Raw genomic sequence first — 19689 nt, forward strand, 5'->3', positions numbered from 1 at the left:
CGTTAATGCCGGTGATAGCCATCGACCATGCAGCGGAACGTTTCGCCAGGCGTGCGGCCCGTAGTGCACAGGTAGAGGTGACCAAAAATAAAGAACAGGCTGATGATTGCCAGCGCGAAATGCGCCTGCAACAACCAGTAGCGTACGCCGGGGAACAGGTCGCCCACGACCTGCGGATAGAGCGCCAACAATCCGCTCAGCAGCAACAATGGCAACAATCCGTACATCACCCCGACATAGGCCGCCTGCTGTAACGGATTAAACTTCGAACGCGGTGTTGCCGGGAACGGATGCGCTTCCCCCTGCATAATGCCGAACAGATAGAAACGGGTCTGTTTCATCGCTCGCGCCACCCAACCCTGGGGACGGATAATGTAATGATGACCGTTCCCGCCCAACGCATTGATCAGCACGAAACCGACCCAGCACGCCAGCAGCAAAAATCCGCAGACTTCGTGCACCGTCAGCAAGCTTTTCATTACCGCCGCGCTGACCAGAGAGAAATGGTTGATTAGCCCGCTACCGAGCAGGAGTAAAAACAGCAAGGCATTCGACCAGTGCCACAAGCGTACCGCGCGAGAATACAGGTAAACCTTCTCACCATGCCCGGCGGCTGCCTTGTTGGCCGCGCGAAAGCGAAGCCAGGCGTGTAACCCCAGCACCAGCCACATCGCCACCAGCAGAAGTCCGGCGATCACCAGCCAGACGGGCCAATACTCGGGAGAAAATACCGGCACATAATTTGCCAGTTGGGCCTGGAACTGTTCAGCATTCTGCGACGCGTTCATACATTATCCTTTTTAATCAAATGTTGACCGAACCGACGATACAGATGGGGTTTGCCCGCGCCCGGAAGTTGATACTGGTAATAGTTATTTTCCTGTAGCCAACGCTGGATGTCCGGGCTGTCTTCGCGTCCAAACAGCAGCGCATGTTCCGGGCAGGCGGTCACGCAAATGGGCGGAAAGCCTTTTGCCAGTCGCGACTCGGCGCAAAAATCGCATTTGTCCGCTACTTTGGTTTGCGGATTCAGGTAACGCACCTGATAGGGGCACGCGCCGATGCAGTAACTACAGCCAATGCAGCGCGAACTGTCGACACGAACGATCCCGTTCTCATCGCGCCACGACGCACCGGTCGGGCAAACCTCAATGCAGGGCGCATCATCGCAGTGCTGGCAGGACTGACGGAAGTAGTGATACAGCGTCTCGTTGTCATTATCTGAAACGGGAATATGCGCAATCGACAGGCGACTTCCCTGCGCGGGAACATGATTCGTTTTGCGACAGGCGCGGGTACAGATGTTACAGCCATTACATCGCGATTCATCATGGATCATGACGTAACGAACGGGGCCGCTGGCTGTTGTCTTCGCCAGCAGCGTCTGGCCGGGTCCGCTGAAGAAAATGACCGTTCCCATGCCAAGCACAAATTTTCGTCGAGTGAAGGACATCTTGTTATCCTCTAATGCTGTGGTCGCGCTCGTCCACGCTTTCCATGAATTCAGGGATTCTGAAACTGCTCAACTTCCAGCCATTCGCACAAGCCGTATGCTTTGCCGTAACTCATAAAGCGTTCGCTGAATAAATACGGCACGTCGTTCGACGACGAGACCGGGCGAATATCGGCATAGTCGGGGTGCGTTTCAATCGCGGCCAGCGCGGCTTCTATCTGCTCAGGCGCGAAACCGTAAGGCGATTGTTCCAGCATGGCGATTTTGTACGGACGCGGATAGGTCTGACAGTCAAAGCGCACCGCCAGTGCGATTGCCCGACAGATATCCTTTTCCACCACCTGAACACACATGCCGGCATAGTTGGCGGTCATGGTCTGGGTTGAGTAGTAATATTCATCCTGAGAGCCCTGCACACAGGCGATATCCTCGCCGGCGAGCCCCTCTTTGAGCGTGTCCAGTAGCGGTGTGAGCGCCGCCTCTTCTACGGAGTACGGCGGCTGCAAGAACAGCTCGCGCGCGACAAGCTGGCCGTTCGCCGAATGCTGGCGGATAAAATCCGCCATAATCTCAGCAGGGCTTTCTGCTACCGCCTGTTCATCCGCGCAGGCTATCGGCTCATGTCGCCCCTGCAACCACTGCCGCTTTTCGAGATCGACATCCGGCGCGATAAGTTGGCTCACTTCCTCTGGTTGGCTCATGTTTTTTCCTTACGCCGGCAACAGATTCTGCGCGGCCAGGTCATCGGCGACATCTTCCAGGCCGAGTCGATTCAACGTCTCACGCGTCGGGCAGCCCAATTCAGGGTGCCAGCCCATCTCTTTATAAAACAGCGTCAGGGATTCACGCATATCGTCGCGGTCCATCTTGTCGGTGCCTTCGCTAAAGACCGGAATCTTCGGATCCTTATCAAACACCCACGAGCAGATCAGATCGTGCGCATTGCGCATATCGTTGGTCTGCATCAGTTTCACCGTGTAGGCGCGATGTAGAGTGAAGATACGTTCTGCGGCTAAATCGAGACTGGCCTGAGTGGTTTCATCACCGGTTACGGCCTGAAAGAATTTGGCTTCCAGATCGAGATCCCCGCGATAGTTGCGACTTTTCAGCGGCGACACGGTCATCGGCCAGACCCAGTTACACAGCGTGACGGCGTTATGCAGGCACACTTTCAGCAACGTCCATTTGGCATATTTAATTTTTGCCGCGTTGATGGGCGTGTAATTTTTCGTTTCATCGTAGGCGTCTGGTGAACCAAACAGTTCCGCGGCGACTTCCCGCTGGAGTGTTAAAGGCAAACCCGAGCCGATGAAATTGATGTGGGTGTGGGTCATACAATCGCGGTTGAACATGCAGTTGGTGATGGCCCCCACCTGCGCCGAGGCTTCGTTGGCGTGGTGAACCGGAAAACCAAACGGTGACCACAGTTTATTTTTTTCATACGCCCAGTATTCATCACCCAGTTGCCAGCGCTCGGCAATGGCATACGACCCATCCGCCAGATGGCTAAGTTCACCCACGCGATGCGCCAGACGATAATAGAAATCCTTGATGAAATTCGGATCGCCCGCTTCCAGTTGATCCCAGCGGATCTGGGCATATTCTTCCGCCGGCAGCACGCGTTTAAACACCCCTTTGCTGTAGCAATACGTAAAGTCGCGGTGCAACTGGCCGTAGTTACACCAGATGCCGTAGTCATCAAACAGATTCAGACCCACCAGGTTGCCGATGACCCGGCCATCGCCTTTGTCTTCAAAGTCCTTCGGACCGTTCGGGAAAATGGTGGTATGGACGAAGTTCGCCACGCAGGTATTCCCGCCGGTGCTCGGCACGCCAAAGTCCTTCACGCGAGGAATGTTCATCTGCGTCATGCAGCGAATCGGACAGGAATGGCAGCCGCTCATTTTCACCGTGTACTTTTCCGCTGCCGGACCTAAATCGAAGACCGATTTGTAGGTCCTGAAGCCGACGGTGTTCTGATTACCCGGCGGGATCTCGCCGGTCTCGATCGGCCCACCTTCCGCCGCGCCCCAGAACAACCCTTTGCGTGCGGTCCAGCGTGACGCGGGCGAGGAATATTCCGCCCATGCCTGCGGTGTGCTGGGCACAACATGGTTATTATTCGCGCCAATCAGCTCCGTCATCATGTAATCATTCAACCGCTTCATCTCTTTGCGATCGGCAATGTTGACGCCTTTGGTCCCTTCCACGGCGATGGCTTTCAGATTTTTCGATCCCATCACCGCGCCGGTCCCTGCGCCACCGCTGTGGTTGCGGCTATTGAGCATACAAGAGAGCGGCACGAGGTTTTCACCCGCCTGACCAATCGCCGCCACGCAGGTTTCTGGTGACGTCATCCGGCAAATTTCTTCCGTGGTTGCACGGGTGCCTTTCCCCCACAGAAAATCGGCTTTTTCAATCGTGACCTTGTCGTCTTTAATATTGAGCCAGACGGGGGATGCCGCCTTGCCTTCAATGATGATGGCGTCATAGCCGGCAAATTTCATTTGTGCGGCAAAAAAACCGCCCATATGTGCATCGACAACCAGATTGCCTTTTGTGAATGTAGAGAGCGACGTGATATTAACGCGAGAACTGCATGGAGCGCCGGATCCGGTAAGCGGTCCCGTCGCAAAAACTAATTTATTGCCTTCATCAAAGGGTTTAGTGCCAGCGGGAACTTCGTCGTACATAATTTTGTAGCCGAACCCCATACCGCCGACAAATTTTTTAAATTTACTGGAATCTTCAAGGGTAATATCGCCTGTTGTAAGATTGACCCGTAAAATATTACCTGTCCAACCGTTAGCCATAATGTTTTCCTTTGCAAGATTCAAACAGTAATATCTTTCCACTCGATGATTTTTAATGCCCCGGTCGGGCAGGCACTGGCGCACTCACCGCATAACACACATTTTGATGATTTCTTCGTTTCGGTATTGACGGTGGCCATCATCCAGGGACACGCGGTAGTACAGGCGCTGCAACCGATACAACGTCGGTGGTCAACGGCAATGCAACCGTCTTCCTGGCTCCAGGTAATCGCCCCAATGGGGCACACCTTCATGCACTGCGGATCTTTGCACTGACGACAGGTGTCCGGGGTGTAGTTCAGATCGCCATACAGGCCGCCGCCGGAGCCTGGTCCCTTGTCGCCAAAGAAATAATGACGGTGAATTTTAATGCGGGAAAAGAAGGTGCCGACGGCACCATCATTGTAATTGGTACAAGAAATTTCACAGCGATGGCAACCGGTACAGCGGGCGCGTTGGGTTACCAGCACCCCTTTCGGCGTGGAGATCAACCCCACGGTGCCGCTATCGATATCTTCTTGCTTACAGCCAAAAAGTGACAGTAACGCGGGCGCGATGGTTAACCCTGCCAGGCCTTTTCCTGATATACGCAGGAATTCCAGCCGCGTTAAGCCAGTATCTAATAATGGACGATCAACCTGGTTCATTTATTTTGCATCCTCTTCGCAAACGCAGTGCCGACAACACGTCCCAGGCTGATGCTAATTATGCTGAAACAGAGCCTCTGATGTTGCCTCCCACAGCTGAAGTTCTGCCATAACCGGATTGCATAAATAACGCAACTTAACGCAAATAAACTAATCCTTTAGGGTTAGGCGAAATAAATAATGGGAGTTATTGGTAGGTATAACTTTGATCATTATCAATTAAAAATGGGAAGGGAAATATTAAATGCGTAGTGATATTTATTATCATAAAGACAGTGAAACACTGTTCCACAAGATTACAAATAAATGTGAAATTGTTCCCAACTATAAATTAAAAAGCGGTCGTGATATATTAACAAATATAACGAATTAGCCAATAACGATAATATTGTCCCTGAATAATTCGCGTTTCAGGAAATAAGGGATGCGTTCATCCCCTAATGCGGTTAGCTGGCCAGCGCTTTGATTACCGTTTCCATTGCCTGTTTTTCGAGGTCGCTACGCTGAATACGCTGGTTCGCCAGTGCGGTTCTCAGTACCCCGGCAATCACGATATGTTTGGGTTCCTGTCCCAGATCGCGCATTTCCAGCACCACTTTGCCAACCACTCTGCACATCTCACGGTACAGTTCATCGTCTTTTGTCAGGTTTCCCATTATTGTCTCTCATTGCTGGTCCAGTTAAACAGCATATATCAGACTGGAGGGGATGACAAAAAACAAAGAAAATCAAATAAATAACTCACGGTACTATTCAACGATATGCGTTTCTTTCAATTGTTGCCATTTGTTGACCAGTGCCGCCAGATTTGCCGCCTGCATTTTTTCCATCACCCTGGCGCGATGTACTTCTACCGTGCGGACCGCGATGTTCATCACCTGCGCAATCTCGCGGTTCATCAGTCCATTAACGACGAAACCTGCTAACTCACGTTCTTTTGCCGTAAGTGCGCGATAACAGGTGATGATCTGTTGTCGGGCTACGGCCTGTTCCGATACCACCAGCGCACGCTCCAGCGCCGTTTGCAGCGGTTTGGCGCTGACCGGTTTTTGCAAAAAGTCTACCGCCCCCTGCTTCATCTGCTCGACGGCCATCGGCACGTCGCCATGTCCGGTCAGAAACACCACTGCCAGCGTACTTTCGCGCTGGCGCAACACCGCATGGACATGCTTACCGTCCATGACCGGCATCCGCATATCCAGCAACAGTACGCCCGTCTGATACAAATCGGCCTGCGCAAGAAAAACAGCCCCTTCTTCCCAGCACGTGACCGGATAGCCCAGGCTCTCCAGAAGAAAGGCGCAGGCATCGGTGACCGCCACATCATCATCCAGTAAATGAATTATCGCCATTGCCGCTTCTGTCCTCCTGTTGAGTAAAATCCAGTACAACCGCCACGCCAGGCAGCCCGTCAGGCGCGGTCTGATTTCGCAGGTTAATCTCTCCCTGACCGTAACGTACCAGCCGCTGACAAATCACCAGCCCCAGTCCCATCCCCTCTTTCCGACTGGTTTTGAAGGGCTGAAAGGCTTGCTGCAATAAGGCATCGTTGATACCGCCGCCATTATCCTGCAACGTCATGTGCACGCCCTGTGTCGACGCTGAGGCGTCAATCCACAACGCGGTGGCACCCGCCTGCGCCGCGTTGAGGATCAGATTAGCCAGCACCTGCTCCAGCAAAACCGGCGGCAGCAACATCGTCAACGCGCGATCGATATTGCTGTGTAAAATTAACATCGGAAACTGTTGTGCCATGCGTAACAGTTGCCAGACATGTTGAACCGCCTCGCGAATGCTGATGTTCTCCCACTCTTCCGTGCGGATCGGGCTTCCCTGAGCCTGACTCACCCAGCGTCGCAAATTTCGCAGCGTCTCGGCCCCGCGCTGCGCCTGCCGATCGATATGCTCGAGCGCAGGCAGTAACGCGTGCGCCGGATCCTGAGACTGCAGGCGAATCAGGCTGCCCTGCGCGTAATGGCGAATAGCCGACAGCGGTTGATTCAGTTCGTGCGCGAATCCGGAGGTCATTTCGCCGAGAACGCTCATCTGCCTGGCCGTTTCCAGCGCCTGCTCCTGCTGGCGCAACTGGACGCTGTTGCGTTCAAGTTGTTTACCACGGCGACGAACCAGCAGCATCACCCAGATGTAGTTCAGGGTCAGCAAAAGCAGGATCAGCGCAGTCCCGCCCATCAGCCACTGATGTTGTATCAGCCAGCTTTTCACATCCAGCCATAAGCGTCGCTGCTGTGGATGCTGCTGTACGTCGCGCAGTAACGCCTCCACCTGGCTGGTCGACGCCGGCGCTCCCCAATGGAACGCGGAGGTGTCAGGTGCAGCCAGCAGCGCGCGGGTGACGCGATCGGCCAGCGCATCACTGACCGCAGGCAACGCGGCAAACGACCAGTCAGGATAGAGCGGCGTACTGGCTAAACAGGCAATATTTCCGGGACGGTTGAGCACCGCGACAAAATCGGTTTTATCAACCAGTCCCTCTTCGTCCATTTTTTCCAGCAGGCAGACCGGAACAATCACCGCCTGCACCGCGTTTTCACGGAGTAAATAAAGAAGCGCATCGGCTGGAAAACCAGTAAAACGCAGGTTGAGGTCGCGCTCCGGGCGCAGGCCGGCGTCGCTCAACGCTTTGTATCCCAGCAGGTAGCCGCCGAACGCCTGAGGATCAATGGCCCCCACTGTTTTACCGATCAGATCGTGCACGCTGGTGATACCGCTGTCGCGCCGGGCAAGGATCGCACTGCCAATGACGTTCCCCGTGCCGCGCGCAGAACGCAGAGACGCCAGCCAGCGCAGCGGTGAATGGCTGTTCAGTTGCACAAACTGTGCCGGGTTGGTCACCACAAATTGTACGCTTGCGTTGTTGACCGCCGCCTGCATCTGGTGCAGATCCAGCGGCAGAATGTGGAACCGTTCTCCGGGAATCTGCTGATTAAGCTGCGTTTCCAGCGCCTGCCAGTGATTACGGGTGGAGACCTCACCCCGCATCGCCAGAATCCCGATATTCCATGCGCCCGCCAGCGAAGCGCCGCTGAACATTAAGGCCGACGCCAGCAGCGTCAGCCTCATCACCTTTTTACCTCTCACACCCTTATCCCCGTTGATTATGTTGTTTTAGATCAACAACCCGCCGGGTATGTGGTTAACCACAATAGAGCTGCCCCCGCCACGATTTTTACACTGTAAATCATCGACATTCTTTATTCATCACACGCAACCCAACGGCGTGACAAATGTTTCGTTGTTGCCTTGAGACGGGAGAAAAAATGGACAGCAGTAAACGGCAGTTTCTCCAGCAACTGGGCGCCCTGACCGCAGGCGCGTCGCTGGTTCCACTGGCGCAGGCGAAATTTTCTTTTTCACCTGAACGCCACGGCGGTTCCACACAGCAGCGTTACGCGATGCTTGTCGATCTGCGCCGCTGCATCGGCTGTCAGGCCTGCACCGTCAGTTGCGCGATTGAAAACCAGACGCCGCAGGGCGAGTTCCGTACCCATGTGAATCAGTATCAGGTCCAGGTGGCGGATGAGGTGACCAATGTGCTGTTACCGCGTCTGTGCAACCACTGCGACAATCCGCCCTGCGTACCGGTTTGTCCGGTGCAGGCCACCTTTCAACGCAAAGACGGTATCGTCGTGGTCGATAACACCCGCTGCGTCGGTTGTGCCTACTGTGTGCAGGCGTGTCCTTATGACGCCCGTTTTATCAATCATGAAACGCAGACCGCCGATAAATGCACGTTTTGCGTCCATCGTTTAGAGGCCGGACTTCTCCCCGCCTGCGTGGAGTCCTGTGTTGGCGGCGCGCGCATCATCGGCGATATCCGCGATCCGCAAAGCCGTATTTCGCAATTAATCCGCACCCATCATGACACCATCAAGGTGTTGAAACCGGAAAACAACACCGTGCCCCATGTCTTCTATCTGGGACTGGATGAGGCGTTTGTCTCCCCGTTGATGGGCCGCGCACAACCCGCACTCTGGCAGGAGGTCTGATAATGTCACCCTTAATCATTGAAGAGGTGCTGACCCGTCCACAGGCGGTGAGTTGGCTTCCCTGGGCAGTACAGTATTTCTTTTTCATCGGTATTGCCGCCTGCGGGGCGCTGTCTGGTGCCGTCCTGCACTGGCGGAAAAAGGATAATCCCGCCCTGGAAAACCTGACGCTGCTGATTACGCTAACCTGCGCAATCACCGCACCGCTGGCGCTAACCGCCGATCTCCACCAGACAGCCCGTGTCTGGCATTTCTATGCGTACCCTACGCCGTGGTCATGGATGCCGTGGGGCGCCCTGTTTTTGCCGCTGTTTACCGCGTTCCTCGGACTCTGGTTTCTGGCGCAGGTTTACAGGCAACTCACTGGTAAAAGTTACGCTGTCACAAAATGGTTCGCGTGTGCCAGCGCGCTGACCGCGATAGGATTGTTGCTCTATACCGGGCGGGAAGTCTCTGTGGTGCAGGCTCGCCCCGTCTGGTTCAGTTATGCCTTTGTGCTGGTGATGTTCCTGAGTGCGCTACAAACCTTTTTAGCGTTGTTAATCGTCGGGCTGCGCGATGATTTTCCAACGCAAAAGCGCCTCGCGCTCGGACAACTGCTGACACTGCTCGCCCTTGCAGCCGTCATTATTTTCTGGGTCTGCGGCGATACGCTTTCCGGTATGGCCATCCGCCAGTGGCTGGCAATCTCCGCATCGGCACGCCATTACGCCTCAGGCTGGCTGGCATTCTGGCTGATCTCATTGCTGTTTAGCGTTATCGCCCTGCGTCGTCCGCTGTCATTGCCTCTGCGTAGCCTGCTGGCGTTGAGCGCGATGGCGCTATGCTGGCTCATGCGCTGGACGCTGCTGATTCAGGGGCAGACGCTGCCGAAATTCAACGCCCAGTTCAACCCATACGCCCTGCCCGCCGGAACCGACGGTTGGCTTGCCATCCTCGGCACCTTCGGCCTGTGGATAGCGCTGCTTATTATTATTCGCGAAAGCGTGAACGGACTCGCAAGGAGACTGCAACATGGCTAATTTAACCCGTCGTCAGTGGCTCAAAGTCGGCCTGGCCGTCGGCGGTATGGCGACATTCGCCCTCAGCTATCGTGACGTCGCGAAGCGCGCCATTGACGGCTTGATCAACGGCACCTCGGGTAAAATCACCCGCGACCACATCATCGGTAACGCGCTGATCCCGGAAGCCAACGCGCACCCGCGCTGGCAGCAGAATACGCAGCAAACCATCGCCATGACCCAATGTTTCGGTTGCTGGACACAGTGCGGCGTCAGGGTACGCGTTGATCAACAAACCAACCGGGTGCTACGTATTGCCGGCAACCCGTATCATCCGCTTTCTCATGAGCATCATATTGACGCGTCAGTGCCATTCAGCACGGCGATGGCGCAACTGGCAGGCGAGAACGGTCTTGATGCTCGCTCGACGGCCTGCGCCAGGGGCGCGACGCAACTGGAAGGTCTGTACAGCCCGTTGCGTATTCTTGAGCCGATGAAACGCGTCGGTAAACGCGGCGAAGGTAAATGGCAGCGCATCAGCTTTGAACAATTGATCAATGAAGTGGTGGAAGGCGGCGACCTGTTTGGCGAGGGTCACGTTGACGGCCTGCGCGCCATTTATGCCCCGTCGACCCCCATTGATCCGCAACATCCGGGGTTTGGTCCTAAATCCAACCAGCTTCTGGTCACCAATACCAGCGACGATGGGCGAGATACATTTCTACGCCGCTTTGCTCTCAACAGTTTCGGTAGCAAGAACTTTGGCGCGCATGGCTCCTATTGTGGACTGGCCTATCGCGCAGGTTCCGGCGCGCTGATGGGCGATCTCGATAAAAACACCCACGTAAAGCCCGACTGGGATAACGTCGAGTTCGCGCTGTTTATGGGCACCTCGCCCGCACAGTCGGGCAACCCGTTTAAACGCCAGGCCAGACAGCTTTCCAGCGCACGCCTGCGCGGTGATTTCAGCTATGTGGTCGTCGCCCCGGCGCTGCCGTTAACCACCGTGTTAGCTGACGATCACGGTCACTGGTTACCCGTGATCCCCGGCAGCGACTCTGCGCTGGCGATGGCAATGATCCGCTGGATTATCGAAAACCAACGCTACAACGCCGATTATCTGGCGCTGCCCGGCGCAAAGGCCATGCAACACGCTGACGAGAAGAGCTGGACCAACGCCACGCATCTGGTGATCGCCGACGATCTTCCCGGACTGGCGGGACAGCACTTAACGCGTCGCCATCTGGACCCTTCCGCGGCCAATGATCCACTGGTTGTTAATGAACACAACGAGCTGGCCCCCGCCAGTGATTGTCTGCACGCCACGCTGTTTGCCACGCGCCAGGTCACGCTCGCCGACGGACGTAGCGTGACGGTGAAGAGCAGCTTCCAGTGTCTGAAAGAATCGGCGGAAAAAATGACGCTCACGCAGTACAGCCAACAGTGCGGTGTGGCTGAGGACAACATCATCGCGCTGGCGGATGCCTTTACCCGTCACGGACGTAAAGCGGCGGTCGTCACCCACGGCGGCATGATGGCAGGAAATGGTTTCTATAATGCGTGGGCGGTGATGATGCTGAACGCGCTGATCGGCAACCTCAGTCTGCAAGGCGGCGTCTTTGTCGGCGGCGGAAAATTCAACGGCGCAACGGACGGCCCACGCTACAACATGGCGAGTTTTCAAGGAAAGGTGAAGCCTAAAGGGCTGAGCATCGCGCGAAGCAAAACGGCGTATGAATCTTCTGAAGAGTACCGTGACAAGGTCGCCGCCGGGCGTTCCCCCTTCCCGGCTAAAGCACCGTGGTATCCGTTTGTCGCCGGTCAACTGACTGAGTTGCTGAGTTCCGCGCTGGAGGGGTATCCGTACCCGCTGAAAGCGTGGATCTCCAACATGACCAATCTCTTGTATGGCATACCCGGTTTGCGCGCGGTGGCCGAAGAAAAGCTGAAAGATCCGGCACGGTTGCCGCTGTTTATTGCCATCGACGCGTATATGAACGAAACAACAGCCCTTGCGGATTACATCGTACCGGACACGCATAATTTCGAAAGCTGGGGATTCAGCGCGCCGTGGGCTGGCGTCGCCAGTAAAGCCACCACCGCTCGCTGGCCGATTGTTACCGCTGCCACCGCCACAACCGCCGACGGTCAGCCGGTTTCGATGGAGGCATTCTGCATCGCGGTGGCAAAGCAACTGCATCTGCCGGGGTTTGGCGACAATGCGATATCCGACAGCGCAGGGAACCATTATCCGCTCAATCGTGCCGAAGACTACTATCTGCGCGTTGCCGCCAATATCGCGTTTATGGGGAAGGCCCCGGTCGCCGAAGCGGTAACGGAAGATATTGAACTCACAGGCGTCCGCCGCATTATGCCCGTCATTGAGCAGACGCTAAAGGCAGAAGAAGTGCGTCGGGTGGCGTTTATCTACTCACGCGGCGGGCGTTTCGCACCGGACAAGAGCGGACGGGCAGAAAACCGGGTCGGCAACGCGTGGGAAAAACCGCTGCAAATCTGGAACGCCGAGGTTGCCGCTCATCGTCATGCTATCACTGGCGAGCGCTACAGCGGCTGTCCGGCGTGGTATCCGGCAAGACTCTCTGACGGACGTTCGGTGGACGACCTGTTCCCGCTGGCACAGTGGCCGCTCAAACTTATCTCGTTTAAGTCCAATACCATGGCCAGTGCGTCTGCGGTAATCCCACGTTTGCACCACGTTAAGCCGGTCAATCTGGTGGCGTTGAACCCGCAGGACGGTCAGCGTTTCGGGCTTTCCCATGGCGACACGGTGCGGATCACCACACCGGGTGGACAGGTTGAGGCGAAAATTAGTTTGCTGCACGGCGTAATGCCTGGAGTCATCGCGATCGAGCACGGCTATGGGCATCGGGAGATGGGCGGCGCGCAACACACGCTGGACGGTGAACCGCTGCCGTTTGATGCGAAAGTGAAATCGGGGATTAACCTGAACGACCTGGGATTTGCCGATCCGACGCGAAAAATCAGTAACACCTGGCTGGACTGGGTGTCCGGCGCCGCGGTCCGTCAGGGGCTGCCAGCAAGAATTGAGCGGGTCTGACACTTGCACGGATGGCAATGCTCGCGCGTTTTACCCGGCCTACAGGACAACGTAGGCCGGGTAAGGCGAAGCCGTCTCCCGGCAAAAACGGATCAGTTACTCACCGGAATGACCGCGCCTTTGTATTTGGCGCGGATCCACTCCTGAATCTCTTTTGAGTGCAGGACGTTAACCAGTGCGACGATATCCTTTTTCTTCTCGTCGCCACGATGTACAGTAATGATGTTGGCATACGGGTTGTTCTCACCGCTTTCCACCGCGATCGGGTCGTGTACCGGATCCAGACCAGCGTCGATAGCGTAGTTGGCGTTAATCACCACCGCATCACCTTCATCGTTGTTGTACATTTGCGGCAACAGCGCGGCTTCCACGTTAGGCAGGAACTTCAGCTTCTTCGGGTTATCCACGATGTCGCTGATGCGTGCGGTCACTTTGTCCACGCCCGGCTTCAGTTTGATTACGCCCTCTTTCTCGAAGATAGACAGAATACGCCCCTCTTCCGACACCGCATCACGCATGATGATTTTGCCGCCTTCCGGCAGATCCTTCAGTGACTTAACTTTTTTCGAATAGATGCCGATAGGCTCAATGTGGATGGCGCCCGCACTGACAAAATCGTAGGTCTTATCCCCGGCATGGTCTTTCAGCACACTGTTCAGATAGGGAATATGCTGGAAGTAGTTGGCATCAATCTCACGGCCCGCCAGCGCGGTGTTCGGCAGGATGTAGTCCTGGAACGGTTTAATCTCCAGATCGATCCCCTGTTTCGCCAGAATCGGTTTGGCCTGTTCGAGGATTTCGGCATGCGGTACGTTAGACGCGCCCACGGTCAGCGTGTCCGCCCAGGAGGCGAAGCTCAGGGCACTTAAGGTGGCTGCGGCGAGAAGTGTCAGTGATTTTTTCATGATAATGGTTTCCGTATTTTATTAGCGTTTATCTAACAGAGAAGTGATCACATCGCCGCAGAACTGGATAATGAAGACGATAACCAGAATGGTCACTGTCGCCACCAGCGTGACGTCGTTGTGGTTGCGCTGGAATCCTTCCAGATAAGCCAGATTCCCTAAACCACCTGCCCCGATCACCCCAGCCATCGCGCTGTAACTGACCAGCGCAATCAGCGTCACGGTGATACCGGACACCAGAGCGGGTGACGATTCAGGTAACAAAACCCGAAAAATTAAGGTGCTGAGACGAGCGCCCATTGAACGTGTGGCTTCAATGACGCCCTTATCCACTTCGCGCAGGGCGATCTCAACCAGGCGCGCGTAGAATGGCGCGGCACCGACAATCAGCGCCGGTAAGGCGGCATTCGCGCCAAGAATGGTGCCGACAATCGCTTTGGTAAACGGGATCAGTAAGACGATCAAAATAATGAACGGGATCGAGCGGAAAATATTCACCACCAGCGAAATGCCGCTGTACAGCGCACGGTTCTGGAACAGCCCGCCGCGTGCGGTAAGAAACAGCGCCAGTCCGAGGACGATACCGAGAACAAAGGTCGCAATCCCGGAGAGCGCGGTCATGTACAGCGTCTCCTGAGTAGCGGCAAACAATTGATCCCATTTCAGATGGGGAAACAGATTCTCAGCCATGTTGAATCACCTCACCGTCAATGCCGCTTTTTTGCAGGTCGTCCAGAATGTTATTGAGTTGCTCTTCCGACGCCACCACGTGCAGCCACAGCTGGCCGAACACGCCATGCGCCGTCTGGGTCATTTTGCCGTGCAGGATATTGAATGGCAGACCGTAGCGCAGGGTCAGTTCGCCAACGATCGGCTGATGCGTGTTGTGCCCGGTAAAGGTTAATTTAATTACCGTGCCGCCCAGTTCGCTCGCCAGTTGCGGGTTAAAGGCTTCTTCATCAGCATACTGTCCCACCTGGCGGACAAACTGACGAGTAATCGGCTGTTGCGGATGCGTGAAGACGCTCAAGACGTCGCCTTCTTCCACCACCTGACCGTTCTCCATCACTGCCACACGATCGCAGATTTTGCGCACCACGTGCATTTCATGGGTGATCAACACAATCGTCAGTTGGAAGCGGCGGTTGATATCAAGTAGCAGATCAAGAATTTGATCGGTTGTTTGCGGGTCCAGCGCCGACGTGGCTTCATCGCACAGCAATACATCCGGGCTGTTGGCCAGCGCGCGTGCAATCCCCACGCGCTGCTTTTGCCCGCCGCTCAGCTGTGACGGAAAGGCATTTTCGCGCCCCGTCAACCCTACCAGTTCAATCAGTTCCGCCACGCGAGCCTGAATTTTTGCTTTTGGCGCACCGGCGATTTGCATTGAAAAGGCGATGTTGTCGCGCACGGTGCGCGACCACAGCAGATTAAAATGCTGGAAGACCATGCTGATTTTCAGGCGCGCCTGGCGCAGCGATTCGCCGCGAGCGGCAGTAATATCATGACCGTTGATGGTCACGCTGCCCGCGGTTGGTTTTTCCAGCCCGTTGAGCAGACGAATCAGGGTGCTTTTCCCGGCACCGCTGTAGCCAATAATTCCGTAAATCTGTCCCTGCTCCACGGTCAAATTGACATTATCAACCGCAGTAATGGATAGCCGGCCTGGCGTGAACACTTTCGAAATATTTTTCAGGACAATCATGTCGTTTGGGTATCCGCGGCTGCTTATTGTTATCCTGCCAGCGCTTTCGGCTATTTAGCAGTATGGATGTCCAAACGAGTGTAATCAGGGTAATTTAGATTTGAAATGATTTAAAAGTCATTTGTTATAACTCGAAGGAATATGTCGAGTTGCGCAACACAGCCTGGTTTTTGCGTTTGCGCAATTGGCAGACACGACTTGTTTAATAACAATTTGTTGTGTAACTGCCTGGATGTATTCTGAAACACCGTTTCCATTTTCCTTTTGTGTCTGTTTCAGCGTATAATGCGTGACAATTGTCACTTGAATGGTTTCAGCACATTGACCTGTCATACTCAGAGACTACAAAACGTCGCTTTTTGTCGGGCTGAACGACGAGCACACATTCCTCTGCACGCTCTATCGATGTCACCTATCCTTAGTGCGAGGCATCACAACTTTCGTAATACAGGTTTAGCTTCCAGTCAGTGCGTTCCGGAAGCCGGCTTTCCATATCCTTCTCAACTTAAAGACTAAGACTGTCATGAAAAAGACGAAAATTGTTTGCACCATCGGTCCGAAAACCGAATCTGAAGAGATGTTAACCAAAATGCTGGACGCGGGCATGAACGTCATGCGTCTGAACTTCTCTCACGGTGACTATGCAGAACACGGTCAGCGTATCCAGAACCTGCGCAACGTGATGAGCAAAACCGGCAAGAAAGCGGCCATCCTGCTCGACACGAAAGGTCCGGAAATCCGTACCATCAAGCTGGAAGGCGGTAACGACGTTTCCCTGAAAGCGGGCCAGACCTTTACCTTCACCACCGATAAATCCGTGGTGGGGAATAACGAAATCGTTGCCGTGACCTACGAAGGTTTCACCTCCGATCTGTCCGTGGGTAATACCGTACTGGTCGACGATGGTCTGATCGGTATGGAAGTCACCGCGATCGAAGGCGACAAAGTCATCTGTAAAGTGCTGAACAACGGCGACCTCGGCGAAAACAAAGGCGTTAACCTGCCAGGCGTTTCTATCGCCCTGCCGGCGCTGGCAGAAAAAGACAAACAGGACCTGATCTTTGGTTGCGAACAAGGCGTTGACTTTGTTGCGGCCTCTTTTATCCGTAAGCGTTCTGACGTGGTTGAAATCCGTGAGCACCTGAAAGCGCACGGCGGCGAGAAGATCCAGATCATCTCCAAAATTGAAAACCAGGAAGGCCTGAACAACTTCGACGAAATCCTCGAAGCGTCTGACGGTATCATGGTTGCCCGTGGCGATCTGGGCGTTGAAATCCCGGTTGAAGAAGTGATCTTCGCGCAGAAGATGATGATCGAAAAATGTATCCGTGCGCGTAAAGTGGTTATCACTGCGACCCAGATGCTGGATTCCATGATCAAAAACCCGCGTCCGACTCGCGCTGAAGCAGGCGACGTGGCGAACGCCATCCTCGACGGCACCGATGCGGTGATGCTGTCAGGCGAATCCGCAAAAGGTAAATACCCGCTGGAAGCGGTCACCATCATGGCGACCATCTGTGAGCGTACCGACCGTGTGATGACCAGCCGTCTGGACTTCAACAATGACAGCCGCAAATTGCGCATCACTGAAGCCGTCTGCCGTGGCGCGGTGGAAACCGCGGAAAAACTGGAAGCACCGCTGATCGTGGTGGCCACTCAGGGCGGTAAATCCGCTCGCGCAGTGCGTAAATACTTCCCGGACGCCACCATTCTGGCGCTGACCACCAACGAAGTCACAGCCCGTCAGCTGGTGCTGAGCAAAGGCGTTGTGGCGCATCTGGTGAAAGAAATCGCGTCTACTGATGATTTCTACCGTCTGGGTAAAGAGGTTGCACAGCAGAGCGGTCTGGCTCAGAAAGGTGACGTTGTGGTGATGGTTTCTGGTGCTCTGGTACCGAGCGGCACGACTAACACGGCATCTGTTCACGTACTGTAATAATTCTCGAGTGAATTAATTCGATTAAAAAGCGCCCTCACGGCGCTTTTTTTATTTTTCCAATAGCCACTATTAATAAAAAAGCAAATCGGATTGAGCTATCTAATTACAGATTATCTAAGACGAATCCGATGGAAGCAGCCTGTTTTCACACGGTTTTTTAGCCGTTTTTGCGCATTTCGATGCTTCTTTGAGCGAACGATCAAAAATAAGCGTCTTCTCATCAAAAAAATATTCTCAACATAAAAAAGTTTGTGTAATACTTGTAACGCTACATGGAGATTAACTCAATCTAGAGGGTATTAATAATGAATCGTACTAAACTGGTACTGGGCGCGGTAATCCTGGGTTCTACTCTGCTGGCTGGTTGCTCCAGCAACGCTAAAATCGATCAGCTGTCTTCTGACGTTCAGACTCTGAACGCTAAAGTTGACCAGCTGAGCAACGACGTGAACGCAATGCGTTCCGACGTTCAGGCTGCTAAAGACGACGCAGCTCGCGCTAACCAGCGTCTGGACAACCAGGCTACTAAATACCGTAAGTAATAGTACCTGTGTAATAGAAATGGCGCACATTGTGCGCCATTTTTTTGTCTCGCGTTCTTCCTTCCCGCTACTCTCACTACTGCGTCTGCGTCTCTTCCTGTACTGATCCATTTTGCGCTGACTGAACAGCAGGTGTAGCTTCAACCGTTGGCGTTTGCCCGGCAGAGACCGCCACCGGATAACCCGCGCGACGATACAACGCTTTATCCACCAGTCCGTCATCCACCTCTTTCATCGCCTTAAACTGGCTGAACCCGGCAGGCAGCACATACGGCATCGTCTGTACGTTTTGTTCTTCTTCCTTCGACAGTGGTCGGTGGACCTCAACGTAGCGCAGTCCGCTCGGCTCCACAGAATATTTCACCGGTTCATTAATCACTCTCACCGGCGTTCCCGTGCGAACCTGGGAGAACAGCGCTTTGATGTCCGGGGCATTCATCCGGATACAGCCGGAACTGACGCGCAGACCCACGCTGTCTGGTTGACTGGTGCCATGAATGAGATACTCGCCATTACCGTGCGCCAGACGAAGTGCAAAGAGCCCCAGCGGGTTATTCGGCCCGGCGGGGACCACCGGCGGCAACGTAATGCCTCGCTCCAGAGAGCGCTTACGGATGCCTGCCGTTGGCGTCCAGGTCGGATTCGGGATTTTCTGCCCAACGCGGGTTTCCATCACCGGCGTTTCCAGTCCCTGTAAACCAATACCGATCGGATAGACCTGGACGATATTTTCGCCCGGCGGATAGTAGTACAGCCGCAGTTCAGCCAGATTAACGATGATGCCTTCTCGGGGCGCATCGGGCAGCAATAGCTGTGACGGGATCGTTACCAGGGTGCCCGGCTTTGGCACAGGCGCAATGGTATTATTTGCCTCCAGAATAAGCATCGCGGCAGTATCAAAACGACGGGCAATGGCCTGCAGGTTTTTATCGCCTTCCTGCACCGTATACGTTTGATTCTGCCCAACAAGACGACTGCCTGCTGGCGGTAAGGGGTAATCCACCGCCCAGGCAGCCTGTATGGCGCTGTAAGCGCCGATAAGCATTAGAGTAATAAGAGACGCGCGTTTCATACCCAACCTCCTGTATTCACTGGCATGGCCAGAATGCTGATAATCCTGTAAGACAGCCGGCTGCCTTACCTGACAGGATGAAAGCTGTCTATTGAGTTTAGCTAAGCGTTGCTGCTTTGGTACGGATCGCGCGAATCATCGCTTCCAGACCCTGCGACCGAGACGGTGTGAGATGCTGCGCGAGCGCCATCTGTTCAAACCACGGCCGCACATCAAAATTCACGATATCCTGAGCCGTCATCTGGTGATACAGAATGAAGACGACCGCAATCAGTCCTTTCACAATGGCAGCATCACTGTCGCCCTGCAGCTCAATAACGCCTTGCGCATTCTGGCGCATCACTATCCAGACCTGACTCTGACATCCCTGAATCGTATTTTCAGGACAACGGTCCGCTGCGGATATTTCCGGCAATCGCTGTCCCAGCTCAATGATGTACAGATACTTCTCTTCCCAATTAGCGCAACGCTGAAAATTACGCAACAATTTTTCTCTATCCGGCAGCGCAGCCATAGTGCCTCCCTG

General features: G+C 54.6%; 19 protein-coding genes. 6 read left to right on the plus strand and 13 right to left on the minus strand.

Annotation, left to right across the window (positions count from 1 at the left end; genetic code table 11):
* Positions 1–2 precede the first annotated feature (2 nt).
* The 8 genes from phsC to ttrS form a co-directional block, all read right to left on the minus strand.
* Positions 3–788: a thiosulfate reductase cytochrome B subunit gene (gene phsC / locus OGW13_RS21105; RefSeq protein ID WP_044254716.1), complete on the minus strand. Its 786-nt coding sequence runs from the start codon at positions 786–788 to the stop codon at positions 3–5.
* Positions 785–1453: a 4Fe-4S dicluster domain-containing protein gene (locus OGW13_RS21110; protein ID WP_044326967.1), complete on the minus strand. Its 669-nt coding sequence runs from the start codon at positions 1451–1453 to the stop codon at positions 785–787. The genes phsC and OGW13_RS21110 overlap by 4 nt, the downstream gene beginning before the upstream one ends.
* A 50-nt stretch (positions 1454–1503) precedes the next feature.
* Entirely contained in the window at positions 1504–2154 is a 651-nt protein-coding gene (locus OGW13_RS21115) for a YdhW family putative oxidoreductase system protein (protein WP_044254721.1), read from the minus strand.
* Positions 2155–2163: 9 nt separating this feature from the next.
* Positions 2164–4266, minus strand: a complete 2103-nt coding sequence (locus OGW13_RS21120; protein ID WP_043000828.1) for an aldehyde ferredoxin oxidoreductase — start codon at positions 4264–4266, stop codon at positions 2164–2166.
* 20 nt (positions 4267–4286) lie between these two features.
* Complete coding sequence (locus tag OGW13_RS21125) at positions 4287–4913, minus strand: ferredoxin-like protein (RefSeq protein WP_043000829.1); 627 nt, start codon at positions 4911–4913, stop codon at positions 4287–4289.
* 446 nt (positions 4914–5359) lie between these two features.
* Complete coding sequence (gene fumD / locus OGW13_RS21130; RefSeq protein WP_044254724.1) at positions 5360–5569, minus strand: fumarate hydratase FumD; 210 nt, start codon at positions 5567–5569, stop codon at positions 5360–5362.
* A gap of 93 nt (positions 5570–5662) precedes the next feature.
* Positions 5663–6265, minus strand: a complete 603-nt coding sequence (ttrR, locus tag OGW13_RS21135; RefSeq protein ID WP_054176656.1) for a tetrathionate respiration response regulator TtrR — start codon at positions 6263–6265, stop codon at positions 5663–5665.
* A complete protein-coding gene (gene ttrS / locus OGW13_RS21140) occupies positions 6240–8012 on the minus strand; it encodes a tetrathionate respiration histidine kinase TtrS (protein WP_179192513.1) in 1773 nt (590 codons plus the stop codon). Before ttrS ends, ttrR begins: the two co-directional genes overlap by 26 nt.
* A gap of 179 nt (positions 8013–8191) precedes the next feature.
* Here ttrS and ttrB point away from each other — a divergent pair, with 179 nt between their 5' ends.
* The 3 genes from ttrB to ttrA are packed head-to-tail and all read left to right on the plus strand — an operon-like array spanning position 8192 to position 13000.
* Positions 8192–8920, plus strand: a complete 729-nt coding sequence (gene ttrB, locus OGW13_RS21145; protein ID WP_287116444.1) for a tetrathionate reductase subunit TtrB — start codon at positions 8192–8194, stop codon at positions 8918–8920.
* On the plus strand, positions 8920–9942 hold the full coding sequence (gene ttrC, locus OGW13_RS21150) for a tetrathionate reductase subunit TtrC (protein ID WP_099434105.1): 1023 nt from the start codon (positions 8920–8922) through the stop codon (positions 9940–9942). The genes ttrB and ttrC overlap by 1 nt, the downstream gene beginning before the upstream one ends.
* Entirely contained in the window at positions 9935–13000 is a 3066-nt protein-coding gene (ttrA, locus tag OGW13_RS21155) for a tetrathionate reductase subunit TtrA (protein ID WP_287116445.1), read from the plus strand. Before ttrC ends, ttrA begins: the two co-directional genes overlap by 8 nt.
* Before the next feature lie 92 nt (positions 13001–13092).
* Here ttrA and OGW13_RS21160 read toward each other — a convergent pair whose 3' ends face one another.
* The 3 genes from OGW13_RS21160 to OGW13_RS21170 are packed head-to-tail and all read right to left on the minus strand — an operon-like array spanning position 13093 to position 15610.
* Positions 13093–13905, minus strand: a complete 813-nt coding sequence (locus OGW13_RS21160) for a MetQ/NlpA family ABC transporter substrate-binding protein (protein ID WP_287116446.1) — start codon at positions 13903–13905, stop codon at positions 13093–13095.
* Between the two features lie 21 nt (positions 13906–13926).
* Positions 13927–14595 (minus strand): methionine ABC transporter permease, encoded by a 669-nt coding sequence (locus tag OGW13_RS21165; RefSeq protein ID WP_054176650.1) that lies wholly within the window; start codon positions 14593–14595, stop codon positions 13927–13929.
* A complete protein-coding gene (locus OGW13_RS21170; RefSeq protein ID WP_287116447.1) occupies positions 14588–15610 on the minus strand; it encodes a methionine ABC transporter ATP-binding protein in 1023 nt (340 codons plus the stop codon). The genes OGW13_RS21165 and OGW13_RS21170 overlap by 8 nt, the downstream gene beginning before the upstream one ends.
* A 285-nt stretch (positions 15611–15895) precedes the next feature.
* Between OGW13_RS21170 and ynhH the strand changes: the two genes are divergently transcribed.
* The 3 genes from ynhH to lpp all read left to right on the plus strand — a co-directional run bounded on the left by ynhH (position 15896) and on the right by lpp (position 18091).
* Positions 15896–16126 (plus strand): protein YnhH, encoded by a 231-nt coding sequence (ynhH, locus tag OGW13_RS25905; protein ID WP_502874029.1) that lies wholly within the window; start codon positions 15896–15898, stop codon positions 16124–16126.
* A gap of 7 nt (positions 16127–16133) precedes the next feature.
* Positions 16134–17546 (plus strand): pyruvate kinase PykF, encoded by a 1413-nt coding sequence (pykF, locus tag OGW13_RS21175; protein WP_287116448.1) that lies wholly within the window; start codon positions 16134–16136, stop codon positions 17544–17546.
* 308 nt (positions 17547–17854) lie between these two features.
* Positions 17855–18091 carry a murein lipoprotein Lpp gene (gene lpp, locus OGW13_RS21180; RefSeq protein ID WP_001082307.1) on the plus strand — a complete coding sequence of 79 codons (237 nt, stop codon included), beginning with the start codon at positions 17855–17857 and terminating at the stop codon, positions 18089–18091.
* 76 nt (positions 18092–18167) lie between these two features.
* Here the strand turns inward: lpp and ldtE are convergent, their stop codons facing one another.
* Both ldtE and sufE read right to left on the minus strand, forming a co-directional pair.
* Complete coding sequence (gene ldtE, locus OGW13_RS21185; RefSeq protein WP_287116449.1) at positions 18168–19163, minus strand: L,D-transpeptidase LdtE; 996 nt, start codon at positions 19161–19163, stop codon at positions 18168–18170.
* 97 nt (positions 19164–19260) lie between these two features.
* Positions 19261–19677 (minus strand): cysteine desulfuration protein SufE, encoded by a 417-nt coding sequence (gene sufE / locus OGW13_RS21190; protein ID WP_043000841.1) that lies wholly within the window; start codon positions 19675–19677, stop codon positions 19261–19263.
* Positions 19678–19689 lie beyond the last annotated feature (12 nt).

Source organism: Citrobacter sp. Ca225 (assembly GCF_030337175.1).
GTDB classification, from domain to species: domain Bacteria; phylum Pseudomonadota; class Gammaproteobacteria; order Enterobacterales; family Enterobacteriaceae; genus Citrobacter_A; species Citrobacter_A amalonaticus.

Bases quoted from the DNA above. Each gene is read 5' to 3' on its own strand.
- OGW13_RS21115 (WP_044254721.1), bottom strand. From the start codon at position 2,154: ATGAGCCAACCAGAGGAAGTGAGCCAACTTATCGCGCCGGATGTCGAT.
- ldtE (WP_287116449.1), bottom strand. From the start codon at position 19,163: ATGAAACGCGCGTCTCTTATTACTCTAATGCTTATCGGCGCTTACAGC.
- sufE (WP_043000841.1), bottom strand. From the start codon at position 19,677: ATGGCTGCGCTGCCGGATAGAGAAAAATTGTTGCGTAATTTTCAGCGT.
- OGW13_RS21160 (WP_287116446.1), bottom strand. From the start codon at position 13,905: ATGAAAAAATCACTGACACTTCTCGCCGCAGCCACCTTAAGTGCCCTG.
- OGW13_RS21165 (WP_054176650.1), bottom strand. From the start codon at position 14,595: ATGGCTGAGAATCTGTTTCCCCATCTGAAATGGGATCAATTGTTTGCC.
- OGW13_RS21125 (WP_043000829.1), bottom strand. From the start codon at position 4,913: ATGAACCAGGTTGATCGTCCATTATTAGATACTGGCTTAACGCGGCTG.
- fumD (WP_044254724.1), bottom strand. From the start codon at position 5,569: ATGGGAAACCTGACAAAAGACGATGAACTGTACCGTGAGATGTGCAGA.
- ttrR (WP_054176656.1), bottom strand. From the start codon at position 6,265: ATGGCGATAATTCATTTACTGGATGATGATGTGGCGGTCACCGATGCC.
- pykF (WP_287116448.1), top strand. From the start codon at position 16,134: ATGAAAAAGACGAAAATTGTTTGCACCATCGGTCCGAAAACCGAATCT.
- lpp (WP_001082307.1), top strand. From the start codon at position 17,855: ATGAATCGTACTAAACTGGTACTGGGCGCGGTAATCCTGGGTTCTACT.
- OGW13_RS21110 (WP_044326967.1), bottom strand. From the start codon at position 1,453: ATGTCCTTCACTCGACGAAAATTTGTGCTTGGCATGGGAACGGTCATT.
- OGW13_RS21170 (WP_287116447.1), bottom strand. From the start codon at position 15,610: ATGATTGTCCTGAAAAATATTTCGAAAGTGTTCACGCCAGGCCGGCTA.
- ttrA (WP_287116445.1), top strand. From the start codon at position 9,935: ATGGCTAATTTAACCCGTCGTCAGTGGCTCAAAGTCGGCCTGGCCGTC.
- OGW13_RS21120 (WP_043000828.1), bottom strand. From the start codon at position 4,266: ATGGCTAACGGTTGGACAGGTAATATTTTACGGGTCAATCTTACAACA.
- ttrB (WP_287116444.1), top strand. From the start codon at position 8,192: ATGGACAGCAGTAAACGGCAGTTTCTCCAGCAACTGGGCGCCCTGACC.
- ynhH (WP_502874029.1), top strand. From the start codon at position 15,896: ATGCGTGACAATTGTCACTTGAATGGTTTCAGCACATTGACCTGTCAT.
- phsC (WP_044254716.1), bottom strand. From the start codon at position 788: ATGAACGCGTCGCAGAATGCTGAACAGTTCCAGGCCCAACTGGCAAAT.